Here is a 21,586-nt window from a genome sequence, read left to right as displayed (position 1 = left end):
GTGATTCAGCACCTGCTGCTAAGCTTTTTCTTGGTAAATAGAAAAAAGAAACCGTGGGCTCTCACGGTTTCTTAGCTTAAGAAATAGCGTTTCTTTTTTCTCGGTGCAATCAAGCGGATGGAGGGATAAGTGAAAGAGGAATCAAACAAGCCCGGGAGGTCCTTCTTCCACTGCTTGTCAGGCAAGACAGGAAGCATATCAATATCCCCCGCCATCAGCGCTGAGGTGGTGCACGCTTCTGTACACGCCGGGAGTTTTCCCCGATCAAGCCTTTCGTGACACAATTCACATTTTTGCGCTTTCGGACCAAGGGAACTGTCAACAATTTGAATAGCCTGGTATGGACAGGAATGTACACACTTTTCGCATCCATTGCATCTCGCTTCTTCAATCATAACGAGTCCGTCCCGGCGCTTAATAAATGCTTGTTCAGGGCACACTCTCATACACTCCGGATTGTCACAATGATTGCATGATAAAGATAAATAATGGGTCGTTTGCGAGGGATCCACTCTTCGAAAGCTCTTTGCAGTCCTCTCCCTGTTTTCATTGATACAGGCTGCTACACACGCATGACAGGAGACACACCGGTCGGCTCTGAACAGAAAACCAATTTGTTTTATCATCTCCCTGCCTCCTCCAGTTTCACAATATAAGCTCGTGTATCAAAAAATTCAGAAGTCTCTCCAGCCCCTTCTGAACAGTCCGGTTTATACCCTGAGAGTTCATTAACCGGGTGATCTCCCCCCTGCCTTAATACCAGTACATTTTCAGGTATCAGGCTATCAATTTTTACATGACGCTCTATTTCACTGTGTTCATTAAAAAGAAGTACCTTGTCATTTTTTTTGAGGCCAAGTGAAGCTGCCAGGGATGATGATATTTTTACTTCAGTCACTTTCAGAAAATCCTGCGTGGAAACACGTGGTTCAAACTGTGAATGGATGTGCAGCAGTGACTGCGGCGATAACACTTTGAAGGGGCCTTTTGTATGGTTAACTGTTACCTTATCACTTACATTCCACTCCGTAAAAAATGTTTTTGACGCATCCTTTTCTGAATAAAAAGTGACCCTGTCAGCCTGCTTCATTAATTTAGAGGTGTCATTAAGCACAGCTGGCCTTATCCGCAGCTCCTCCCAGGAGGAAATCGGGTATCGTCCTTTTGGCAGCGAAGCCACTTCTTCTGATAACCAGTCCCGGTCGGACAATTCGGTACGGAAAGATGACATACCGGGACGTTTGCTGTTAATGACCATTGCAAGTTCCCTCGCAATCTGTAAATCACTTTTTACATTCCCTGCCGGTTTAATAGCTGGTTCATTAAGAGACAGCCAGTGATTCCAGTAGCTTACGTGTAAGTCCCAATGCTCAAAGTGAGTTGTGACTGGAAGAACCAGGTCAGCAAGTTCCGCGGTTTTAGTTAAAAATAAATCACTTACCACTACCAGGTCCATTTCTTTCATTAAATGCATCCATTCTTTAACATTTTCATCCTGACTTAAAGGATTCCTGGAAAACAGCCAGAGAAACTCTACAGGCGGATCTTGCAGGGTGGGCAGCTGATTTGAGAAATTACGGAAATCTATATTTCGGCAGTTTTCTGCATCGGTAATATGATCATTTACGAGCCTGTTTGGCATTCGGAACAATTCAGGATGGAAATAATAAACGTCCCTTTTGCACTTAAACATATCTTCTGTAATTAGAGAGATAGCGTCTATCATCCTGACACTGGCCGAACTGCCATAATGGCGCTGAGCCCCATAACCAATCCAGGCAGCAGCGTTTTTACTGTACTCATAAATGTTTGCGAGCTCTTTAACAGCTTCATAAGATACTCCGCATTTATTAAGCAGAAAATCCATTTCACAATCGATCAGTTCTTTTTTTAGCATCTTCCAGCCTGGGATTTTAAAGGCCCCTGTGCTGTTCCGGCTGAGCAATAGTTTTAAAACAGCCGCGGCAAGCCAAAGATCCTGGCCAGGCCGTACTTGGATATAGATATCCGCCGTTTTAGCCGTTTCGGTAAAAAGAGGGTCTATAACTACTAGAGGCGCCCCCTGATCCCTTGCTGTATGAATAAATTTCATCTGGTGGATATTTGTGACTGCCGGATTGGAGCCCCAAATGATAATGGCATCGGCCATAGCCATATTTTCCGGGCGGGGCGAAAATTCCGTCCCTCTCTGAAAACGGAGGGACTGCCTCCCTGTGCCTAAACACGGATTACCTTCAGCTTTCGTATGAGCCCCAAGGCTGTGAAAGAAACCCTCCATCGCATTATGGAGCAGACCAAGGTTTCCTGAAAATTTATTGTAAGCAAGCGCCAGGTGAGTTTGGTGTTTATCATACAGCGTAATAATTTTGTCAGAGATGATGTTATATGCTTCTTCCCAGGAAATTTCATGCCAGTTCCCTGAACCGCGCTTTTTCTGGAAGAGAGGATTAAGTAACCGTTTTGAACTGTAAACGTATTCAGGATACGAATACCCTTTAGCACACAGCTTCCCCTTGGAAAAACCGTGTAAAGGGTCTCCTGCCACTTTAATCACCCTTCCGTTTACTACTTTGGTCACCATACTGCACGTAGAGAAGCAGTTTCGAGGGCACACATTCCGAACAAATTGTGTTTTTTCTTTCATTCGCCTCTACCTCCGCCCTGTCCGCAGACGATCTCTCATCTTCGCTAAGGATTCTATCTGGAATGCCATAGAGAATTTAATAATTACAGGTAAATCACTCAGGTCTATATCAAGCAGTTCTTCTATTTTCGTCAGCCGGTAACGAACAGAATTACGGTGCATATGCATCGCTTCTGATGTCTTTTTTAAATCAAGATCATTTTTAATATAAGCACGCAAAGCTTCAATCAAATCAGCTTCAGTCTTTTCATCATGCATAATCAATTCATCAAGCGTATCGTGATAATATTCATAAAGCTCCTGTGGATCATGGGAGTACAGCAGTTTCAGCAAACCAATGTCCTGGAAAAAAATAACCGGCTCCCCTATTTTGCTGATGCCAATTTCCCTTGCGACTCTTGCTTCCTGATACGACCGGAAGTAATCTTTTCCATAAGCGTATGGGCGGCCGATTCCAACATGAAATTCCCGGTCACCAAGAATTTTTTCAATGCTCTTTATTAGTAACGAAATAGAATCACGTATTTTCTTTTCGTTTTCTTTTATTTTGCTGATATGTCCAACTGGATAAAATAATATAATTTCGTTCCTTTTTTTTAGCATCATTGGGTTTATCAGCTGTTTTATTAAGGTGGTTTCCCACTTCCGCATGCATCGTTCCAAAAGAACCTCGTCACCCGTGAGAGAATCAAACTTTTGCAACTCAAAAGCAATAACTGTATGCGGTGCAGTTAAGCCCCAATTCCATGTTTCGGCCTGGGCGCGTATGTTTCCCTCTTCTTTTAAGTTTCCGTATAACAGATCATAAAGAAAAGCTTCTTTAAAGCGCAGCCCTTGCTGTAATACTTCTTTTCTTTTGCGGTTTTCAGCCTGAATAGCGCTCGAGAAAAATTCCAGCGTTTGTTTAAAACCTTCTATATTGAATGAAGAGCGCTCAAAGATTTCATCGTTAACATAAAGAAAGCCTGCTTTTTCCAGATTATCAGATATAAGCTGAAACCTGCGGGCAGTCCACTCTTTATTTCTTATGCGGTCAAAAACAATGGACGGGTCCCCATCCAGCACATCAATATATTCTAGCCCTTTGTAACACTTATTACCATCAGCAAAGGCGAGTGTCTGGAAAATATCATCGGTTAACACAGCCTGCATTCTGTACGACCTGCATATCGTTTGCAGCATCCCTGAATAACTTCTGCCAGCAGCCAAGTCATTCATAAGTTTAACTGGAAGTGTGCTGTTTAAATTAAATTTCTGAGTACGATCCATACTAATCACCCCCATACAGTCTAATACTATTTTCTCATAATTTATAACTTTCAAGTTCGGGCTAATTCGACAAATAAATGAAATTTCATAATTTACATCCCTCAGTGTGATTGATCCATCTCTTGAATGCTCACTTATTCGCAAAGTTTCCTGCCCCTTCGTAAGGCGTCAACGGCGGAATGGAATGAATGAGGAAAGTGCATGTAGCATGAGGAAGTGCTCAACTAAAGGAGTTATATGAAACTCCATTTTTAACCATCTACTATATTAAAATGATTAAATAATCCTATTTAGAATTCCACAACCTATATATGGACGTCTGAAATTAAGTTTTTAGTCATGAGAAAACCCTTCCAACTTTTTATTCAAACAGTCAATTAAAATTATTAAATTTAGCTATAAGATTAAACTGACAACTACTGGCATCTAAACCTTCTCTCTTTCTCCTCTCGGAGAATACTTCTAACCCGCAATAAAACTAGACTGTGCTAAATTTTTTATACAGCAGAAAATTAAACTTCTTGAATTACCTTGACAATATTCAACGTATTTTTTATACTAAAAACAACAACTTGCACAAATGATTATTTATATGCACATATGTGCAAAGATTAGAGGTGAATCAGAATGTCTAAATGGCAAGAGCACCGATTATTAGTTAAAATTTCCAAAATGTATTACGAACAGGAAATGACTCAAAATCAAATTTCAAAAGAGTTAGGTATTTACCGTACGACAATAAGCCGAATGCTGAAGAAAGCTAAAAAAGAAGGAATAGTTACTATTACCATCAACTCTGATTTTAAAGAAGTTTATGAATTAGAAGAAAACCTTGAATCAAAATATGGATTGAAAGAAGTGATTGTCGTCCCTTCACTTGATGAGGGTGAAAAAGCGATTAAGCAGAAGCTGGGGTTAGCAACAGCTGAATTTTTAAAACGTATTGTTAAAGACAGCCATACACTAGGATTTGCCTGGGGAACCACCTTAGCGAATGTCGCTAATGAATTAACAGAGTGTGATAAAAAAGACATTCACGTCGTTCCTTTAGTAGGTGGTCCAGGGGCCGTCGATGCTGATTATCACGTCAATTCAATAGTTTATAAAACAGCGCAGGCATTTCAAGGAAAAGCGCACTTTATAGATGCGTCAGCAATAGTCAAAAAAAAAGACACTAAGCTGGAAACAGAGAACTCTCCCCACTTTGAAAAAATATTAAACCATTGGAATAATTTAGATATAGCTGTGTTAGGTATTGGTGCGCAGTTAAAATCTTCTAACCTGATTTGGACAGGATTTTTTGGTAACGAGGAAATTGAAGAATTGGATAAAGAGAATGCTATAGGAGATATTTGTTCCCGTTTCTTTGACTCTAAGGGTCATGTTATTCATTCAGATTTAGCTGAAAGAACCATCGCTATCAAACTTGAACAGTTGAAAACTCTGCCCTATTCCATTGGTGTAGCCGAATCACCAGAAAAGGTCCCCTCAATAATAGGTGCGCTTAAAGGCCAATTTATTAACGTTCTAGTGACAGATGAAACAACTGCCAACCTGCTAATAGACTAGGGGATTTTTTGAAAACGCTTAAAGGAGCTGGGTGCTTTGCTAATTTATTTAATTATTTTAATAGGGCTGGCTTGGCTGGTTCAAAGTTTCTTCGGTTTTCTTCAAATTCGCCATTTTAACCGGCACTTCGTAGAGATGAGGCGGGAGGGCAAGGTTGCTGTCGGCAGAAGACGCGGTTTTCTCCGGGCCGGCACCGTTGTTATGTTAGGCGTTAACACGCGCAAAGAAATTATTGATGCAAGAAAAATGCAAGGGGTCACAGTCCTTTCAAAAGTGAGACCTATGAAAGGTATTGTGGGTAAAAATATTACGAAACTTAAAGAAACTGATATAAAACAATATGACGTATTGACAGCTGCTTCCATTCAAGATGCAGTTGCCCAATATAAAACTGTAGTATTACAAGGAGGTGAAGTACACGAAAAGCCTAGTTTATTCAAAAGGATTTCGAATAAACTATTTACTTTAAAAGAGGGGTGAAAAAATGTTGGATTATATTTCAGCTTTTGCTGATGGGTTTATCGGTCTGTTCGAGGCTGGCGGGGAGGTATTTGTAGATTTTGTAACAGGCATTATACCTTTACTAATCTGTTTATTAGTCGCTATGAACGCATTGGTCAAATTTATTGGAGAGGACAAAGTGGAAAGGTTTGCTGCCAGAGCAGGAAATAATATCTTCTCAAGATATTTTATCTTGCCTATATTAGGTGCCTTCTTCCTCGCAAATCCAATGACATTGTCACTTGGAAGGTTTTTACCAGAGAAACACAAACCAAGCTATTATGCGGCTGCATCCTATTCTGTACATTCCCATAACGGTTTGTTCCCGCACGTTAACCCTGCAGAATTGTTTGTATTTCTTGGAATTGCACAAGGAATTCAAACGTTAGGATTGCCTATAGGCGAACTCGCCGTTTTCTACTTTCTTGTAGGAATTGTGACAAACTTCTTCAGAGGGTGGATAACTGATTTTACTACGGCTTATGTTGAAAGACAGCAAGGCATAAAACTCAAAGAGAAAATTGACTTATAAAGGGGTGTAAACATGAGTCAGAATAACTATCGATCAATTGAAGTAAAAGCAGGTCCAGGTGGATTTGGAGGGCCACTTCATATCCACGTAGACGAAAAGAAAAACAAAATAGTATACGTCACTGGCGGAGACAGACCCGAAGTAGCAGTTCGGATTGCTGAACTCACCAATGGCGAATTAGTTGACGGTTTTAAAACAAGCGTTCCCGACGAAGAGACAGCTTGTGTCATCATTAATTGCGGCGGTACTTTAAGATGCGGCATCTACCCGCAAAAACGTATTCCTACTATTAATATAATGTCTACTGGTCAAAGTGGCCCTTTAGCTAAGTATATCACAGAGGATATTTATGTGTCAGGTGTACGGGATACAGATATTGAGTTAATTACAGATTCACAAAGTGCAGCAACAGCTGAAACCACCACTCAGGAAGCAGACGAACCTGAAAGAAAATATACAGCTGATAAGAAAATCAGTGAACAGCGAAAGCCTAAAGGCCTGATGACTAGAATCGGTATGTTTATGGGCGAGATCGTTAACAAGCTTTTCCAGGCTGGAAGAGAAACGATAGATACCGTCTTGAAAACCATCTTACCTTTCATGGCCTTTGTTGCAATGCTTATAGGAGTGATTCTGGAAAGTGGTATTGGTGATTTGTTCGCCCAGTTCTTATCACCTTACGCAGGGTCTTTACCGGGCCTCATTGTTATATCTTTAGTGGTATCTTTCCCTCTATTGTCTCCGTTCCTTGGGCCTGGTGCAGTAATTGCACAAGTTATAGGTGTTTTAATCGGGACAGAGATCGGAAGAGGCAATATACCTCCCCATCTCGCATTGCCTGCATTATTTGCTATTAACTCTCAGGCAGCAGCGGACTTCGTTCCAGTTGGTTTGGGGCTGGCAGAAGCAGAGCCTGAAACAGTTGAAGTCGGGGTACCATCTGTTTTATATTCACGATTTTTAACCGGGGCCCCCACCGTGTTTGTAGCTTGGCTGGCAAGCTTCGGTTTATATACGAATTACTAATATCAATTATTAAAGGGGTTGTACATGATGGCAGTCATCTATGAAACAAATGTCGTTGAACTTGGAAGTATGGTTGAAGGTTTTTATGAAGATCAAATGATTATTCTCTTCAAAACCGGAGCACCGGAAGAAATGAAAGATTATTGCGTATTACACGAGAAGAATAAACTTCATAAAGATGTACAGGTTGGCGACACCCTTTATATTGATGAAGTATCTTATGAAGTTACAGCGGTAGGAAGCGCTGTCAATGAAAACTTGAATCAGCTGGGTCATATTACTCTCAGCTTTTACGGAAAAACAGAACCGGACCTCCCAGGCTACCTTTGCTTGGAAAACAAAAAAATTAAGCCTGTGGAGGTTGGGTCTACTTTAAAAATCACACGCAATTAATATATTTGGAGGGGTTCCCCATGAGTACTAAAACAGCAATTGTAGTAGGAGGCGGCCAAAGTCTCGGTGAAGCACTGTGCCACCGTCTTGCTGAAGATTATTATAACATTGTAGTAGTTGATATAGATAAAGCGAAAGCAGACCAAGTGGCTGCTGAGGTAGCAGATAACTATGAAATAAAGACAACGGCCTTTAAATGTGATGCTACGAAAGAAGATGAGGTTGAAGATCTTATTACGCATACGAAAGAAAATTTTGCTTCAATTGACTTGCTTGTCTATAATGCGGGCATAGCAGTCAGTCAAAAAATAACAAATTTCGAACTTCCTGACTGGGACAAAACGGTAGGTGTTAATTTAAAGGGATATTTCCTATGCGCACGGGAAGTTTCAAAAGTTATGATTGAACAAGGTTATGGGAACATTATTCAAATAAACTCCAAGTCTGGGAAAGTAGGCAGCAAGCACAATTCTGCCTATTCGGCTTCAAAGTTTGGCGGCGTCGGCTTGACACAAAGTCTCGCATTAGATTTAGCTGAGCACAATATCCGTGTTAATTCTATTATGCCGGGTAATCTTTTAGACTCCCCAATGTTCCAAAGCTTAATCCCGCAATATGCTAAAAAACTGAATATTAATGAAGATGAAGTGATTGATGTCTATAAAGAGAAAGTCCCGTTGAAAAGGGGCTGCACTTACGACGACATCGCCAATGCCGTCATTTTTTACGCCTCAGATAAAGCCTCTTACATGACTGGCCAATCTATTAATGTCACTGGCGGCCAGGTTATGCATTAAACAGAATAAAAACGGGCACGCATTTCTAATGCATGCCCGTTTTTCATTATATAGTTTAGTAGATAAGGAGAGAAAAAAATGAACTTATTCATTGATTCTGCAAGTGTGACTGACATTAAAGAGATTATTAGCATTTTTCCAGTTGACGGAGTCACTACAAACCCCTCACTAATTAGTAAAGAAAACCCGGCAAGTTCCTTAAAATTACTAGGAGATATTCGGGAGATCCTTTCTGATCAACAGCTCCTTTTTGCGCAGGTCATTCATGATGATTATGACAAACTCATTGAGCAAGCTTATCAACTGGTTAATTCTTTGGGAGATAACACAGTGATTAAGATCCCCGTCACCCCTAATGGACTCAAAGCTATTCAACACCTTTATAATGAAAACTATAAAACATTAGCAACGGCTGTGTTCACCGCCCAGCAAACTCATTGGGCAGCTAAAGCAGGTGCAACATATGTGGCACCGTATGTAAACAGGATTGACCACCATGGCGGTGATGGGGTACAGGTTGTTAAGAATAGCCTCGCTATATTAGGGAATTACGGGTACAATTGTCAAGTGCTCGCAGCGAGCTTTAAAAATTCAAAACAAATATTCGACTGTACGTTGGCAGGAAGCCACGCCCTCACTGCAAGCCCTGATTTACTTAAACATTCCTATGCTCATTTAAGTTCCGGTACCAGTGCTGTTCAGTTTCAAAGAGACTGGGAAGATACTTTTGGGGATATGGAATTAAAATAAAGTTATGCCTAATAAAATGGCGCTCCTAAATAAATTACTTACGCTTATTTAGGCCTATAGTATATTTCTTCGAAACCACGCCTCTATTTTACCGTCTAAATAAGTAACTGCCGAAAACTTTAGGAGGGGCCTATGTTTAAAAAGCTTGCTGTTGCGGGAACCGTGCTGATTTTAACCATCTCTTCTCTCCCAACCGAAGCTGCTGCTGAGCAGGATAACTTGGATAAACAATTGCAGGAATGGGAAGACGATGGGATCGATCCGAACCATACAGAAGTGATGGAAGATGTGACAGCCTACATTAAAGAGAATGCCGATGAGCATTTTGCCGGTCGATTTATAGACCGCAAAGAACGTGAATTGGGTGTCCTTGTCTTTCTGTTTACAGAGCCGCTCGCTGAAGAGCATGAAGAGAACATTTATGACCTTGTGGAAGATCCTGCTGAAATTGAAATCCGCATAGTTGACTACACTGAAGAAGACTTGCTGGATAAGCAAGCCGAAATTGACGCTGGGGGCTTCAATTACAATGATTTCTCTATCGAGCATACTGCTGTAAGCGTCACAGATACCCACGTGGAAGTTGGCATTAATCCGTATACTGAAGAAAATGCTGCCGTCATTTATGAAGAGTTTGGAGAGGAACTTGTCCATGTCGTAGAAGGCGCTGCCGCCTATACTATGAATGACGTGAATGAGACTGGTATGAGTACAGCTTCTGAAGTTGAGAATGGAGAATTAAACTTTTTCCAGCGCATTGCCGCGTGGTTTAGGGGGCTGTTTTAGAGGTGCCCCTCGGTCCCCCGCGCTGCCGCGTTCTCTAGAGGGAATTTTCCCTCTAAAGCTTATTTATACTTATAAAACCACTCATCAATTTCCATGGTGTACTCATCGAAATAGTCAGAAAGGCCATGGTCGCCTTCCTCATAGGTAACGAGCTCTGTCTCAAAACCAAGCTCATGTAGAGCTTCGTATAACCTGACCGATTGGTCTAAGGGCACTTGTTCATCTGCTTCACCGTGTAGAAGCATGAGCGGCACTGTAATGTCTTCCGGCCACTCGAGAGCTGAGCGTTTGGCGTAGGCTTCAGGAACTTCTGCAGGATGGCCTACCAGATCGACGAGCACCCTTTTCATCCTTGGCCCCCGAAACTCATAAGTATCCATCATGTCCGAGACTCCACCAACCGCCGCAGCTGCTGTAACATCCATTCCTTCAGCTATGGCTCGGTACGCCATTATTCCTCCTCGGGAGTATCCGAGCATAAAGATGGTTTCCTCATCCGCAAAGGTGAGTTCTTTGGCCACTTGTTCCAGCTGCATCACATCCGTCACGTCTTCTCCGCCGAACTCATCCTCACCTTCACTGTCGCCGCCTTCCCTGTACTGGCTTGCGATCACGGTATAGCCTTTATCAGCCCAGTACGCATGCAATCCGGCAAGCTGCTGTTCGGTAATCTCCCCGAAATCACGGTTTCCTCCTCTATTAATAATAAGCGTGGGATACTCGTCTTCCGGTCCGTTAGGACGAACGACATACCCATCGATCAGATAGTCGTCACTTTTATAAACAATTTCCCAAGCAGATACATCGAAATCACTCGTAAAATGACTAAGCTCGTTTTTTTCCACGAGCGCGTCCTCTTCTCCAGAGCACGCCCCCAGGAGTAAAACGAGCCCTGCCACACTGCCTCTTTTGAGCATAGTATCATCCTTCCTTCTAAAATACTGTACGAGTGATCTTTGGAAAAAGTTTCAATTACTATTTAGTATACCGAACTATTCGCCGCAGGAATGATTAAACAGCAACGGTTCTAAAATTAAAACAGCTGTCCCCAAATATTGGGACAGCTGTTCTCTTAAAGATGATATTTATCTATTTCCTCTTAAACTTACTTCCTTTTTTCTTCTTCCGAATCCGCTCCATCTGAGAGTCAATTTTCTGCTGCAAGCCGACCGTTTTCGTGCGGTTAATCTCTATACTTTTAACTTCTTCCTCTTGTATGTTCACGGTTAGCCACATGCCTTCCCTGGCGCCGTCAGGAAGGTTATTCTTAGGGACAATATATTCTTTTCCAATATCCTCAACGAGGATAACGCCGAATTTCCCGTCTTCTATTCGATCCAGAAAGCCGTCAACTCTCAATTTTATCACCTCGCGCAAGCTTTGCCTTCATCTTTGATATCTGTCAGTCTGCCCTCAGCAATTCCGCTGACCCTGGTCAGATCGTCTAATGACCCGAACGGACGCAGGTCAATTAATTCTTCGGCCCGCGCAGGCCCGATATGGATGATCTCCTCAAGTTCTGACTGGCTCGCGCTGTTAATATCAATACAGGCCCCGTCAGTTGGTTCAGAGCTTTCTTCTTCCGTTTCAGTGGTCTCGTTTTCAGCATTGGTTTCTGAGTCGTTAGCAGAATCAGAAGGAGCCGTTTGACCGGTAGACGGCGGCGTCACCGTGCCGTCTTCTTTTGTCAGGACGTTAAGAGACTCGCCATCTGATTCGACGATAATGGTTCCGTGAACATAGGTCCCATACAGGTCTACGTCAGCTGTCAATATCCGCTCGACCACTTCATCATGCGGATGGCCGTACTGGTTATTTTCCCCCGCTGAAATGATAGCAATATCGGGAGCAACCGCGTCAAGAAACGGCTGAATGGTGGACGTGGATGACCCGTGGTGCCCGACTTGCAGCACATCCGAATCCAAATCGAAGCCACGGTCGACCATGGCCTGTTCGGTTTGTTCCTCCGCATCACCTGTTAATATGAACGAAGTCTCTCCATACTTGAATACTGCTGAAATAGACCCTTCATGAACGTCACCTGTCAGACTGTCAGGATTAATGATCGTAATTTCCAAAGGCCCTACGTCAAAAATATCGCCTGTCCGTGGTTCATAATAGTCCGCATCACTCTCTTCAATCGCATCCATGACACGCTGGAATGTTTGTGAAGTTGTCGTATCCCCTGACATCCAAACTTCAGAGACATCAAACTCATTAATAATCGTATCCATCTGTCCTATATGATCCGCGTGGGGATGCGATCCAATCATAATATCAATACTGGAAATCCCCTGGTCATTAAGATAGTTTGCGACGTCATTTCTGTTCCAGTTTCCGGTATCAAACAGAACTTTATACCGTTCCCCTTCGTAGGAATACTTAAATAAAGTCGCGTCAGCTTGTCCCACATCTATAAAATGAACGGCTAACTCCTCAAGTTCTGTGAATTCTTCTGATTCTTCGGTATTGTTGTTGTCATTTTCAGAAGGATTGTTGTTTCCACTTTCACTGTCGTTCTCTGCTGAATTCGTCTCGTTCGTCTCTTCGTTAGTTTCTTCGTTCTCATCAGCTGCCTCGTTAGTTTCAGATGCGGATTCTTCCGCCTCCTCTTCATTCTCTTCCGCTTCATTTACCGCATTATTTTCAGCTTCGTTGTTATTTGCAGCCTCATTTCCGGTGGTGTTTTCTTCGTTAAGTGCCTCCTCCGGCTCATTATTATTTTCTGCCTCAAAGTTACTTTCATTCTGCTCGTCAGGCACGTCCTGGTTTGCCTGTTCCTCATTCTCCGCGCAGGCTGTGAAGGTTACCAGAGTGATCACACTCAGCACCATCATCATTAGTCTGTTTCTCATTTAAAAAACCCCTTTTTATCTCTCATCATCTTAGTAAACTGCCGCTACCTCATGACCTCACAGCCTATTTAATTGCTTAAAAAAAGTATATCAAATGGTGGAATAGAGTTATACTTCGAGGTTCCTATTACAGAGTCCTTTCAGGATTTTATAATAAGGATGGTTTTTTTGTGTTATCGGGGGGGATGGAGTTTTGCAGGCCGAGCGATGAAGTTTTTGTCGAAATTTGTTATATGGTAGAGTGTCGTTTTTATACGGTAGAGTTAAGCAGTTATACGGTAGAGTCACACGATTATACGGTAGAGTTAAGCGGTTATACGGTAGAGCCACACCGTTATACGGCAAAGTTTCGTTTTTAACCTATCAAAAAAGCTTGCTGTGCAAGCAAGCTTTCAGTTTCTCATCTTCAGTATGAACATAAAAAGGGCTGTTAGGTTTATCACTCCAAAGATGATGACCAGCAACGCGAAAGAATTGACTATTAGGTTAGCCGCTCCCCCTACGGCTAAAGCAATTCCACTGTACAGCAGGATCGTGGCTAATTTAGGTTCTTTCTTTTGAATGGTTTTATTAAGACCTGCAGCTATCCATACGACTGCGACGACGATATAGAGTACATTCATCCAACTCACTGACTTCGGCCTCCCTGTAGCTTTAAAATGTATTTGTAAATTATCAGCTACTCTATCTTACACTAGATCGGCATACTTGAAAAAACTTTCGCTTTCTTAACGAGGCCCTCCCCTAAATAAACACATTCATTAAATGAATTCACTCGATGAAACCGTTATCTTGCAACTAAAAAAGCAAGGGACGGTTCATCCCTTGCTTCCCATAACTCTATTTATTTCAAAAATTCATGATCATCAATCGTTCTTACGACTGTCATGCTTTCCAGCCAACGGGAAGTCGCAATGTCCGGGTTCCAGAAGAACAACGCATCGTCTACGAGATTTGTTCCTTCCACAGCATCCTGCACGGCTTCCTTCGTTTTTGAACTAGGATTGTTGTTAATGGCTCCATTAGCCACTGGTGAAAACTGACGATTCTGCATAATGACGTCACGGACAGTGTCCGGGAAGTCGTCGCTGTCAACACGGTTAAAGACTACTTCCGCAACAGCTACCTTGCCTTCGTAATCCTGGCCGCGTGTTTCAGCGTGGACAAGACGTTCCAGCAAGTCACGTTCACTGGCGCTTAATTCTATTCTGTCCGCGCTCCCATTATCGGTGTTATCGGGGTTTCCGACAAGGTTAATAGATTCACCAGTCACAATTAAATCCCCTTCGATATCCGGGTTAAAGCTGTAAAGGTCGTCCAATTCCACCCCGTAACGTTTGCCAATATAGCTTAATGTATCCCCTTCGCTGACTTTGTAAGTGTCAAACGGAGGTGAATCAAAGTACTCGTAATTTGCCTGTGCGGCGTTTCCCGCTGTAAAAACAAAGATTCCTGCTAATAATCCACTTGCTAACTTTTTCAAAATCATTCAAACCTTTCTTTCTTTAAAATATTAATCTGTGAATAACTGTGTCCACGTATTTTCATAGTGTCCAACGCCAATTTTTGAGAAATTGGCATTAAGGATATTCTCACGGTGTCCCTGGGAATTCATCCAAGCATTTACGACCGCTTCTGGGGAACGCTGTCCTCGGGCAATATTCTCCCCTGCAGTCCGGTACTGAACACCGTATGTATTCAGCATGTCGAACGGTGAACCGTAAGTCGGGCTCGTATGGCTAAAGTAGTTGTTGTCCACCATATCTTTTGACTTAGCCTGTGCAACGTTCCGAACTTCGGGACTGTGCTCCAATGGATCCAATCCGCGGCTCGTACGCTCCTCATTCACAAGCCGGACCACTTCTGCCTCATAACTGTCTTCAGCCGGCTCCGCCGGTTCAGTCTGGTTGCTGTCGCTTTCTATCAGTTGGATTCTTGACCCCACTTGCATGTTATACGGGTCAACATCCGAATTAATTCGTTGAAGCTCACGGAAGTCCAAGCCGTAACGCTGGGCAATATAGAAAAAGCTGTCACCCTGGCTGACCTTGTAAGTTTCAAACGGCGGCTCATCAAAATACTCGTAGGCACCTGCCGGCCCTGCAAAAATACCAAGCGCTACCGTAACGGATAAAAGCGCTCCAAGAAATTTTTTCATAAAAAAAGACCTTCCTTTCTTCCATAAGAATAAAATCTTTTTACAGTTACATACGGTAACGCAGGCAAAAACGGAAATAAACCTGTAATTTATTCCAATGAAGCGGGCGGGATGGGTGAAAACACAATAAGTATGCTCTCTGTCTCAGTTCCATATCAAATATGTAATAATCTATTAATTACTCCCCTTAACCAAAAAATGTTATTCGGCTTCACTACTCCCTTTAGTCTTTCCATAACTTACCTGTGTCGAATGCTGGAGGTCGTGTTTTCCTGACTAAAGCCTGTGGCTATTGGCTTTCCTGTCGACTTTAATTTTTATAATAATCTTAATATTCTAAAAAAATGTTGAATTGGGATACAATGTTTCATAAAATGAGACCTACATTCACTCAACTGGGATACAATGTGTCTCTGTTGCTAAAAGACAAATCCTTGAAAGGAGGACACAAATGAAAAAAGTTGAGACTTTGTCCATTCGTGAAACTGTATTTAAACAATTGCGAGCTATGATTCTAAATAATGAACTAAACCCAGGTGATAAACTTAGCGAAGCTGAATTAGCCGAACAGCTTGGGGTGAGCCGTACTCCTGTGCGGGAAGCATTGCACAAATTAGAGTTGGAAGATCTGATTGTCATTAAACCGAGGAAATACTGCCTTGTTAAAGGGATCACGTCCGAATCAATTAATGAGATTAATTTAATTCGCTCGCAATTAGAACCCGTCGCAGCGAGGTGCTCTGTCGATTATTTAACTGATGAGGATCTCAAATATATTGGTGAGTTGCTTGATGAGGCAATTAATCATTTTGAGTCAAATGATGTCGACAGTTTAAGTAAAGCCCATGATGAGTTTCATTCGTTGATTATTAAGGCTTCAAATTTAAAACGTACAATAAAAATATTAGAAAATCTCCACGATTATATTTATTCTTTCAGATATTCTTTTATGGCTCGTCCGGATTTAGTTCAAAGGTCGATTTACGAGCACCACGATATTTATGAAGCACTTAAAGAACGCGATAAGGACAAAGTGGAAAGGTTATTCAGAAATCACCTTGAAGGCGTCTTAGAATATGAAAATGTTGTGCTGGAAGATATGAAGGCTACTCGTTTCAGTTCCAAGAATAGAAAGGAGTTATCATAATCATGACATTCCACAAAAAATTAGTAATGTCTATTTTCCTCCCGTCACTTGCTGTGTTAGCTATTGGGTGTAATTCTGAGCAGGAAGGTTCCGCAAATAATCCAGACGAGAACAATTCAGGCAATCAACCTGATCCGGTATCATTAAGTTTTGCTTATGAGCTGCCCACTGACCACCCATGGGGCATCGGAGCGGAAGAATTTAAAGTAATCGTTGAGGAACAAACAAACGGTGAGGTGGAAATAGAAATTCATGGCGGAGGTGCCCTAGGCGGTTCTGGCGGTGAAATTCAGGAAGGCGTGGAAGTAGGGACGATTGATATCGGAATTTCCTCTACCCCGTTAGCTCAAATCAATCCTTATGTTGAGATTTTTTCACTGCCGTATATTTTTACTGACAGAGAAAATGCCTGGGAAGTTTTAGACGGAGAAATAGGCGAAAACGTTGGAGAACATTTACTCGATAATAATCTCATGCATCTCGCATATTGGGAAGACGGGTTCAGACAGGTTACAAATAATAGTCACCAGATTACGTCACCTGAAGATTTCGAAGGATTAAGTATCCGAGTCCCTGAAAGTACAGTTAGAATCCAGACATTTGAGGCATTAGGGGCGAACCCTTTACCTATGTCCTTCTCAGAAGTATTTACAGCATTGCAGCAAGGAGCGATTGACGGCCAGGAAAACCCGCTTTCAGTAGTAGAAAGTTCTTCTTTCTATGATGTACAGGATTACCTGACGATCACTAATCACGTTTACTCCCCTGCCTCTTTATTTATTAATAATGACAAATGGGAGGGTTTAACAGAGGAACAACAAACCATTATTCTGGAAGCGGCAGAAGCGGGTCGTGATATAAACAGGGAGCTCAACGCGGAACAAGATAATGCTCTTATTTCAGAATTCGAAGAAAAAGGTATGGATGTGTTTGAAATTGAAGATATCGTTCCATTCCAGGAAGCTACAAAATCTGTATGGGAGACCGTTACAGAAGAGCTAGGTGAAGAAGGCCAGCAAATTATTGATGATATCCTTGCTACCCAGTAACTCAGCCATTTTATAAGGGTGATTTGAATGAAAATGATTCACCGCTCACTATTTCTAATTATTAAATATTCCAATAATGCCGTTCTATTCAGTATGTTCACCATTCTTTTAATACAGGTCATTTTCAGGAGGGTTCTCAGCAACCCTCTTCCCTGGCCTGAAGAGATGGCTATCTTAAGTATGATTTGGATTACTTTTCTGGGCGCTTACCAATGTACTGCTGAAAACAGCCATTTAAAAATGTCTTTTTTAGAAGATAAAATACCTTCTATGTGGAAGCCTTTGTTGCTAATATTCTCTAAAAGTATTGTGATATGGTTCCTTTTCATGACCAATATATGGGCATATCCTTTCATTCAATCGGCCGGCAAAACGACGATGCCAATTACCGGCTTGCCCATGTGGGTTCCATACGGCATGATATGGCTTGCCTTTATTCTCATGTTTGTTGAAGTAATTTTGCAACTTATCACAGAGATTAACAAGGCTATTCAGAATTTTAAAGAAAGAAAAGCAGGACATAAGTTCGGGAAGGAGGGAGAATAATGACTGCAGCGTTGATGCTGGCTGTTATTTTACTGATGCTTGCCTTGGGTGTTCCTATTGCGTTCGCTCTTGGTGTCACAGCATTAGCCTTCTTATTAATCCTGACTGATTTACCGATGAGCCTCCTTGTCCAGCAGCTTTATCAGGGGACCAACAGCTTTCCTTTGTTGGCCATACCTCTTTTTATATTAGCTGGCTCTTTAATGAACTGTAGCGGTATGTCCCACCGTTTAATTAATTTTGCTTTATCTATTGTTGGGATGTTTAAAGGGGGATTAGCCTTTGTAAACGTTCTTGCTTCTGTCTTTTTTGGAGCAATAACGGGTACCGCAGCAGCTGCCAGTGCGGCAGTTGGCCAAATTATGATACCGGCTATGAATAAAAAAGGTTATGCGCCCGGATTTTCAGCAGCTACGACGTCCGCAGGGTCTTCTCTAGGTATTTTAATTCCCCCAAGTGTTCCTATGATCCTGTATGGTTCAATTTCAGGCATTTCAGTAGCCAGTCTTTTTTTAACAGGTATTCCTATAGGGTTAATGATTGCATTTGGGTATCTGATGGTCGCCTATCTCGTTTCATTAAAAAATGATTATGGATTTGAGGAGAAGGCGTTCAGCTGGCATTATCTTTACAAGACTTTTATTGATGCCATACCCGCTCTTCTCGTTCCCGGAGTGATCCTGGGAGGAATTATGACAGGGGTGGTGACGCCTACAGAATCAGCTGCTTTAGCGGTATTATGCGGTTTATTTGCCGGAGCCATTTACAAAGAACTGTCATGGAAAAACTTAATTAAGGCTCTTGAAGACAGTGTACGTAATACGGCGCTCGTCATGTTTATTGTAGCTACCGCGACCATCTTAGGATTTTCTTTTTCTTCCTTAGGAATTGGCCGGCAAATGATGGAGCCGTTCATGGCTTATTCGGACAATCCTATTATGATCATGCTTATGGCCAGTCTGATTTTGTTTATTGGTGGATTAATTTTTGATGGTACAGTCATGGTTGTTGTATTAGTACCATTATTTCTTCCTTTAGTCCAGATGACCAATATAGATCCATTACAGTTCGCTATGGTCGTTATTATAGTCTGGGGAATTGGCCAGCAGACTCCTCCGGTAGCGAGTGGCTTATACATTACTACAGCTATTGCGAAAGTAAGCATGTTTGAAGCAAGCAAATATAACATCTGGTATATCACTGTATTAATTATTGCACTTTTTGGGATGATTTTTTATCCGGATATTATGCTTTACTTCCCTCGACTCTTAATCCAATAACTGTGTTTAAAAACAAAAGGAGAGATTTTTATGATTTTTAATCAAATGATCCAGACAATTGAAACGCACACTTACGGTGAACCTACCCGAATTATTAATGGCGGGTTGTTAAAACTCAAGGGCGAGACTGTCGCTGAACAACGCGACTATATGGCAGAGAATTACGATTGGCTGCGAAGGTCTTTAATACAGGAACCAAGAGGTCACCGGGACATGTTTGGTGCGCTGTTACTGCCTCCCACACGAGAAGGAATCGACTTTGGTGTCATATTTATGGATAATACTAACTTTCTTAATATGTGCGGGCATGCCACGATCGGAGTCGCAACAGCCATTGTAGAAATGGGGTTTGTAGAGGCAGTCGAACCGGAAACAAAGCTGGTTCTTGAAACACCTGCGGGCCTTGTTTATCCGGTTTGTAAGATTGAAAATAACCGTGTCAGTTCAGTCAGGTTTGAAAATGTGCCAGGTTTTCTTGAGCAAAGAGACGTAAAGCTTAATGTGGACGGTATTGGAGAAATCACTACAGATATCAGCTTTGGAGGAAACTATTTTGCCTGGGTGGATGTGGAACAATTAGATGTAGAAATTGATGTTGCAAATGGAACGAAGCTCAAAAAATATGCCGCCCTTATTAAAGAGGAAGTTAATAAGCAGCTGACTGTCCAGCACCCGACGAAACCGTATATTAACAAAGTGGATATTGTCACCTTCTACGGGAAACCCACTCTTCTTGAAGCGACTTATAAAAACGTCCACGTTTTCAGTGACAGACAGGCAGACCGATCCCCTGGCGGCACCGGTACGACAGCTATGGTTTCCAGAATGGTCGGAAGAGGAGAGTTAGATATAGGAGAAGAAGTCGTTTGTGAAGGCTTCGTAGGAGGCACATTTACCGGAAAAGCGCTTAACAGAGTAAAACTTGGAGACGTCGATGCTGTGGCAACCGAGGTGACGGGAACAGCATTCGTTACCGGCTTCCAAAATATTTTAATTGATCCAAACGATCCATTCAAGCATGGATTTAAGGTTGATTAATTAAAGTTTTAAAGTCCTTTTAGGGACAAGGTAAGTTTTCCAGAAACATCCTTTAACTACAGGGATGTTTCTGTTTTTGTTCGATTAAGAAAAAGATGTCAAAATCCTTTCCAAACCATCAAAAGAAGCGGAAATATGACTCTCCGCTTCCTTCGATTACTGTATACCCTCTTTTACTGGTCTATCCTCACTGATTCCCGCTTGATCAGTTCCGTATCAAAGGTGTAATGCTCATTGACCTGGTCGCCTTCAAGCACTCGGAATATAACATGTGCGGCGAGCTTTCCTATTTCATATTTCGGCTGCCGCATTGTTGTGAGAGGCGGCGTCAAATACGGTGTGAGCTGGATATCGTCAAACCCTATAATAGATATATCCTCAGGCACACGGATATTGTGTTCTTTTAAAGCTTCAAGGCCGCCGATCGCCATTTCATCATTAGCATAGAACACGGCTTCCGGAATGTCGCCCTGGTGAACCAGCATTTTTGTCGCCTGGTAACCGCCCTCCTGGGTAAACTTCCCGTTAATAATCCATTTCGATAGAGGGGTTATTCCATGGGCCTCAAGGGCTTCCTTATAGCCTGCCACCCGATCCTGGCTGTCCGCAGAATTTGATGGTCCGCTAATCAGTCCAACCGACTTTTTGCCGCTCTGGATCAGATAATCAGTGGCATGATAACCGCCTTTACGGTTATTTACGTTAATACTGATAATATTCGGATCACCGGACAAATGCCGGTCAAGTACGATGATCGGGAAACCTTCGCGAGCTGATTCACGTATAAACTCGCTATTAATATTGTGCGCAAGTAAAATTACGCCGTCTGTCCGTGTTTCCCTTAAGAATTTAGCAGCAGTGGAACTTTCATCTCCGTGAGAACCGCATACGATCAAGTCATACTCTTTCTCAAGCGCCAGCTCCTGCACACCCCGGATTAACTCTGAATAGAAAGGACCTGACAGGTCGCTTAAAATCAAGGCGATCGTTTTTGTTTTACTCTTTTTTAAATCCATCGCCAGTCCGTTTTTCCGGTAATTCAGCTCTTTAGCTGCTAGTAATACTTTTTCCCTAGTTGTGCCTTTAATTTTACTGCTTCCGCTTAAAGCGTAAGAGGCGGTGGATACCGCTACCCCGGCTCTTTTAGCAACATCTTTAATAGTAGGCATGGATTCACCCCCTCTTTTTCAAGCTGTGTATTTTAGTATTTCCCAAATGATTGTTATTAGAAAAAAAGTAAATGAAA

Annotated in this window: 23 protein-coding genes; 13 read left to right on the top strand and 10 right to left on the bottom strand. The window is 42.1% G+C overall.

Translation table 11 applies throughout. The annotated features are described in order from the left end of the window. Window positions 1–71 precede the first annotated feature (71 nt). From K8O68_RS10920 to K8O68_RS10910, 3 genes are read right to left on the bottom strand one after another with little or no spacing between them, the layout of a single operon-like run. Complete coding sequence (locus tag K8O68_RS10920; RefSeq protein ID WP_230896918.1) at window positions 72–626, bottom strand: 4Fe-4S dicluster domain-containing protein; 555 nt, start codon at window positions 624–626, stop codon at window positions 72–74. Continuing rightward, window positions 623–2,644 carry a molybdopterin-dependent oxidoreductase gene (locus K8O68_RS10915; protein ID WP_230896917.1) on the bottom strand — a complete coding sequence of 674 codons (2,022 nt, stop codon included), beginning with the start codon at window positions 2,642–2,644 and terminating at the stop codon, window positions 623–625. Before K8O68_RS10915 ends, K8O68_RS10920 begins: the two co-directional genes overlap by 4 nt. A 6-nt stretch (window positions 2,645–2,650) precedes the next feature. Then, complete coding sequence (locus K8O68_RS10910) at window positions 2,651–3,913, bottom strand: PucR family transcriptional regulator (RefSeq protein ID WP_230896916.1); 1,263 nt, start codon at window positions 3,911–3,913, stop codon at window positions 2,651–2,653. Between the two features lie 627 nt (window positions 3,914–4,540). Here K8O68_RS10910 and K8O68_RS10905 point away from each other — a divergent pair. The 8 genes from K8O68_RS10905 (at window position 4,541) to K8O68_RS10870 (ending at window position 10,267) form a co-directional block, all read left to right on the top strand. Then, window positions 4,541–5,482 (top strand): sugar-binding transcriptional regulator, encoded by a 942-nt coding sequence (locus tag K8O68_RS10905; protein ID WP_230896915.1) that lies wholly within the window; start codon window positions 4,541–4,543, stop codon window positions 5,480–5,482. A 36-nt stretch (window positions 5,483–5,518) separates the two neighbouring features. Then, entirely contained in the window at window positions 5,519–5,962 is a 444-nt protein-coding gene (locus tag K8O68_RS10900; RefSeq protein ID WP_230896914.1) for a transcriptional regulator GutM, read from the top strand. Between the two features lie 7 nt (window positions 5,963–5,969). Beyond that, a complete protein-coding gene (gene srlA / locus K8O68_RS10895; RefSeq protein ID WP_304619264.1) occupies window positions 5,970–6,515 on the top strand; it encodes a PTS glucitol/sorbitol transporter subunit IIC in 546 nt (181 codons plus the stop codon). A gap of 12 nt (window positions 6,516–6,527) precedes the next feature. After that, window positions 6,528–7,541: a PTS glucitol/sorbitol transporter subunit IIB gene (gene srlE, locus K8O68_RS10890; RefSeq protein WP_230896912.1), complete on the top strand. Its 1,014-nt coding sequence runs from the start codon at window positions 6,528–6,530 to the stop codon at window positions 7,539–7,541. Between the two features lie 24 nt (window positions 7,542–7,565). Then, window positions 7,566–7,934, top strand: a complete 369-nt coding sequence (locus tag K8O68_RS10885) for a PTS glucitol/sorbitol transporter subunit IIA (RefSeq protein WP_230896911.1) — start codon at window positions 7,566–7,568, stop codon at window positions 7,932–7,934. A 20-nt stretch (window positions 7,935–7,954) separates the two neighbouring features. Beyond that, a complete protein-coding gene (gene srlD / locus K8O68_RS10880; RefSeq protein ID WP_230896910.1) occupies window positions 7,955–8,731 on the top strand; it encodes a sorbitol-6-phosphate dehydrogenase in 777 nt (258 codons plus the stop codon). A 78-nt stretch (window positions 8,732–8,809) separates the two neighbouring features. After that, a complete protein-coding gene (locus K8O68_RS10875; RefSeq protein ID WP_230896909.1) occupies window positions 8,810–9,481 on the top strand; it encodes a transaldolase family protein in 672 nt (223 codons plus the stop codon). Window positions 9,482–9,613: 132 nt separating this feature from the next. Next, entirely contained in the window at window positions 9,614–10,267 is a 654-nt protein-coding gene (locus K8O68_RS10870; RefSeq protein WP_230896908.1) for a hypothetical protein, read from the top strand. Window positions 10,268–10,326: 59 nt separating this feature from the next. Here K8O68_RS10870 and K8O68_RS10865 read toward each other — a convergent pair whose 3' ends face one another. From K8O68_RS10865 to K8O68_RS10840, 6 genes are all read right to left on the bottom strand, one after another. Next, entirely contained in the window at window positions 10,327–11,184 is an 858-nt protein-coding gene (locus tag K8O68_RS10865) for an alpha/beta hydrolase family protein (protein WP_230896907.1), read from the bottom strand. Between the two features lie 172 nt (window positions 11,185–11,356). Further along, the gene (locus tag K8O68_RS10860) at window positions 11,357–11,626 is read right to left on the bottom strand and encodes a DUF3006 domain-containing protein (protein WP_230896906.1); all 270 of its coding nucleotides are present in this window, start codon (window positions 11,624–11,626) and stop codon (window positions 11,357–11,359) included. A gap of 5 nt (window positions 11,627–11,631) precedes the next feature. Further along, window positions 11,632–13,122 carry an MBL fold metallo-hydrolase gene (locus tag K8O68_RS10855; protein ID WP_230896905.1) on the bottom strand — a complete coding sequence of 497 codons (1,491 nt, stop codon included), beginning with the start codon at window positions 13,120–13,122 and terminating at the stop codon, window positions 11,632–11,634. Window positions 13,123–13,514: 392 nt separating this feature from the next. Further along, window positions 13,515–13,754 (bottom strand): hypothetical protein, encoded by a 240-nt coding sequence (locus K8O68_RS10850; protein ID WP_230896904.1) that lies wholly within the window; start codon window positions 13,752–13,754, stop codon window positions 13,515–13,517. A 212-nt stretch (window positions 13,755–13,966) separates the two neighbouring features. Further along, window positions 13,967–14,605, bottom strand: coding sequence for a cell wall hydrolase (locus K8O68_RS10845; protein WP_230896903.1), 639 nt, complete (start codon window positions 14,603–14,605; stop codon window positions 13,967–13,969). 30 nt (window positions 14,606–14,635) lie between these two features. Further along, window positions 14,636–15,280, bottom strand: a complete 645-nt coding sequence (locus tag K8O68_RS10840; protein WP_230896902.1) for a CAP domain-containing protein — start codon at window positions 15,278–15,280, stop codon at window positions 14,636–14,638. 451 nt (window positions 15,281–15,731) lie between these two features. Here K8O68_RS10840 and K8O68_RS10835 point away from each other — a divergent pair, with 451 nt between their 5' ends. Genes K8O68_RS10835 through K8O68_RS10815 form a run of 5 tightly spaced genes read left to right on the top strand, consistent with a single transcriptional unit; the run spans window position 15,732 to window position 20,340 of the window. After that, window positions 15,732–16,427, top strand: a complete 696-nt coding sequence (locus K8O68_RS10835; protein WP_230896901.1) for a GntR family transcriptional regulator — start codon at window positions 15,732–15,734, stop codon at window positions 16,425–16,427. Between the two features lie 2 nt (window positions 16,428–16,429). After that, window positions 16,430–17,476, top strand: coding sequence for a DctP family TRAP transporter solute-binding subunit (locus tag K8O68_RS10830; RefSeq protein WP_230896900.1), 1,047 nt, complete (start codon window positions 16,430–16,432; stop codon window positions 17,474–17,476). A 27-nt stretch (window positions 17,477–17,503) separates the two neighbouring features. After that, the gene (locus tag K8O68_RS10825; protein ID WP_230896899.1) at window positions 17,504–18,022 is read left to right on the top strand and encodes a TRAP transporter small permease; all 519 of its coding nucleotides are present in this window, start codon (window positions 17,504–17,506) and stop codon (window positions 18,020–18,022) included. After that, the gene (locus tag K8O68_RS10820; RefSeq protein WP_230896898.1) at window positions 18,022–19,302 is read left to right on the top strand and encodes a TRAP transporter large permease; all 1,281 of its coding nucleotides are present in this window, start codon (window positions 18,022–18,024) and stop codon (window positions 19,300–19,302) included. The genes K8O68_RS10825 and K8O68_RS10820 overlap by 1 nt, the downstream gene beginning before the upstream one ends. Before the next feature lie 30 nt (window positions 19,303–19,332). Continuing rightward, the gene (locus K8O68_RS10815) at window positions 19,333–20,340 is read left to right on the top strand and encodes a proline racemase family protein (RefSeq protein ID WP_230896897.1); all 1,008 of its coding nucleotides are present in this window, start codon (window positions 19,333–19,335) and stop codon (window positions 20,338–20,340) included. Between the two features lie 173 nt (window positions 20,341–20,513). Here the strand turns inward: K8O68_RS10815 and K8O68_RS10810 are convergent, their stop codons facing one another. Then, window positions 20,514–21,509 carry a LacI family DNA-binding transcriptional regulator gene (locus K8O68_RS10810; RefSeq protein ID WP_230896896.1) on the bottom strand — a complete coding sequence of 332 codons (996 nt, stop codon included), beginning with the start codon at window positions 21,507–21,509 and terminating at the stop codon, window positions 20,514–20,516. Window positions 21,510–21,586 lie beyond the last annotated feature (77 nt).

Source organism: Salipaludibacillus sp. CUR1, assembly GCF_021028955.1.
Taxonomy (GTDB): Bacteria; Bacillota; Bacilli; order Bacillales; family Salisediminibacteriaceae; genus Salipaludibacillus.
The sequence above is the reverse complement of the archived record's forward strand: the minus strand, read 5'-3'. Positions and strand labels throughout refer to the sequence as shown.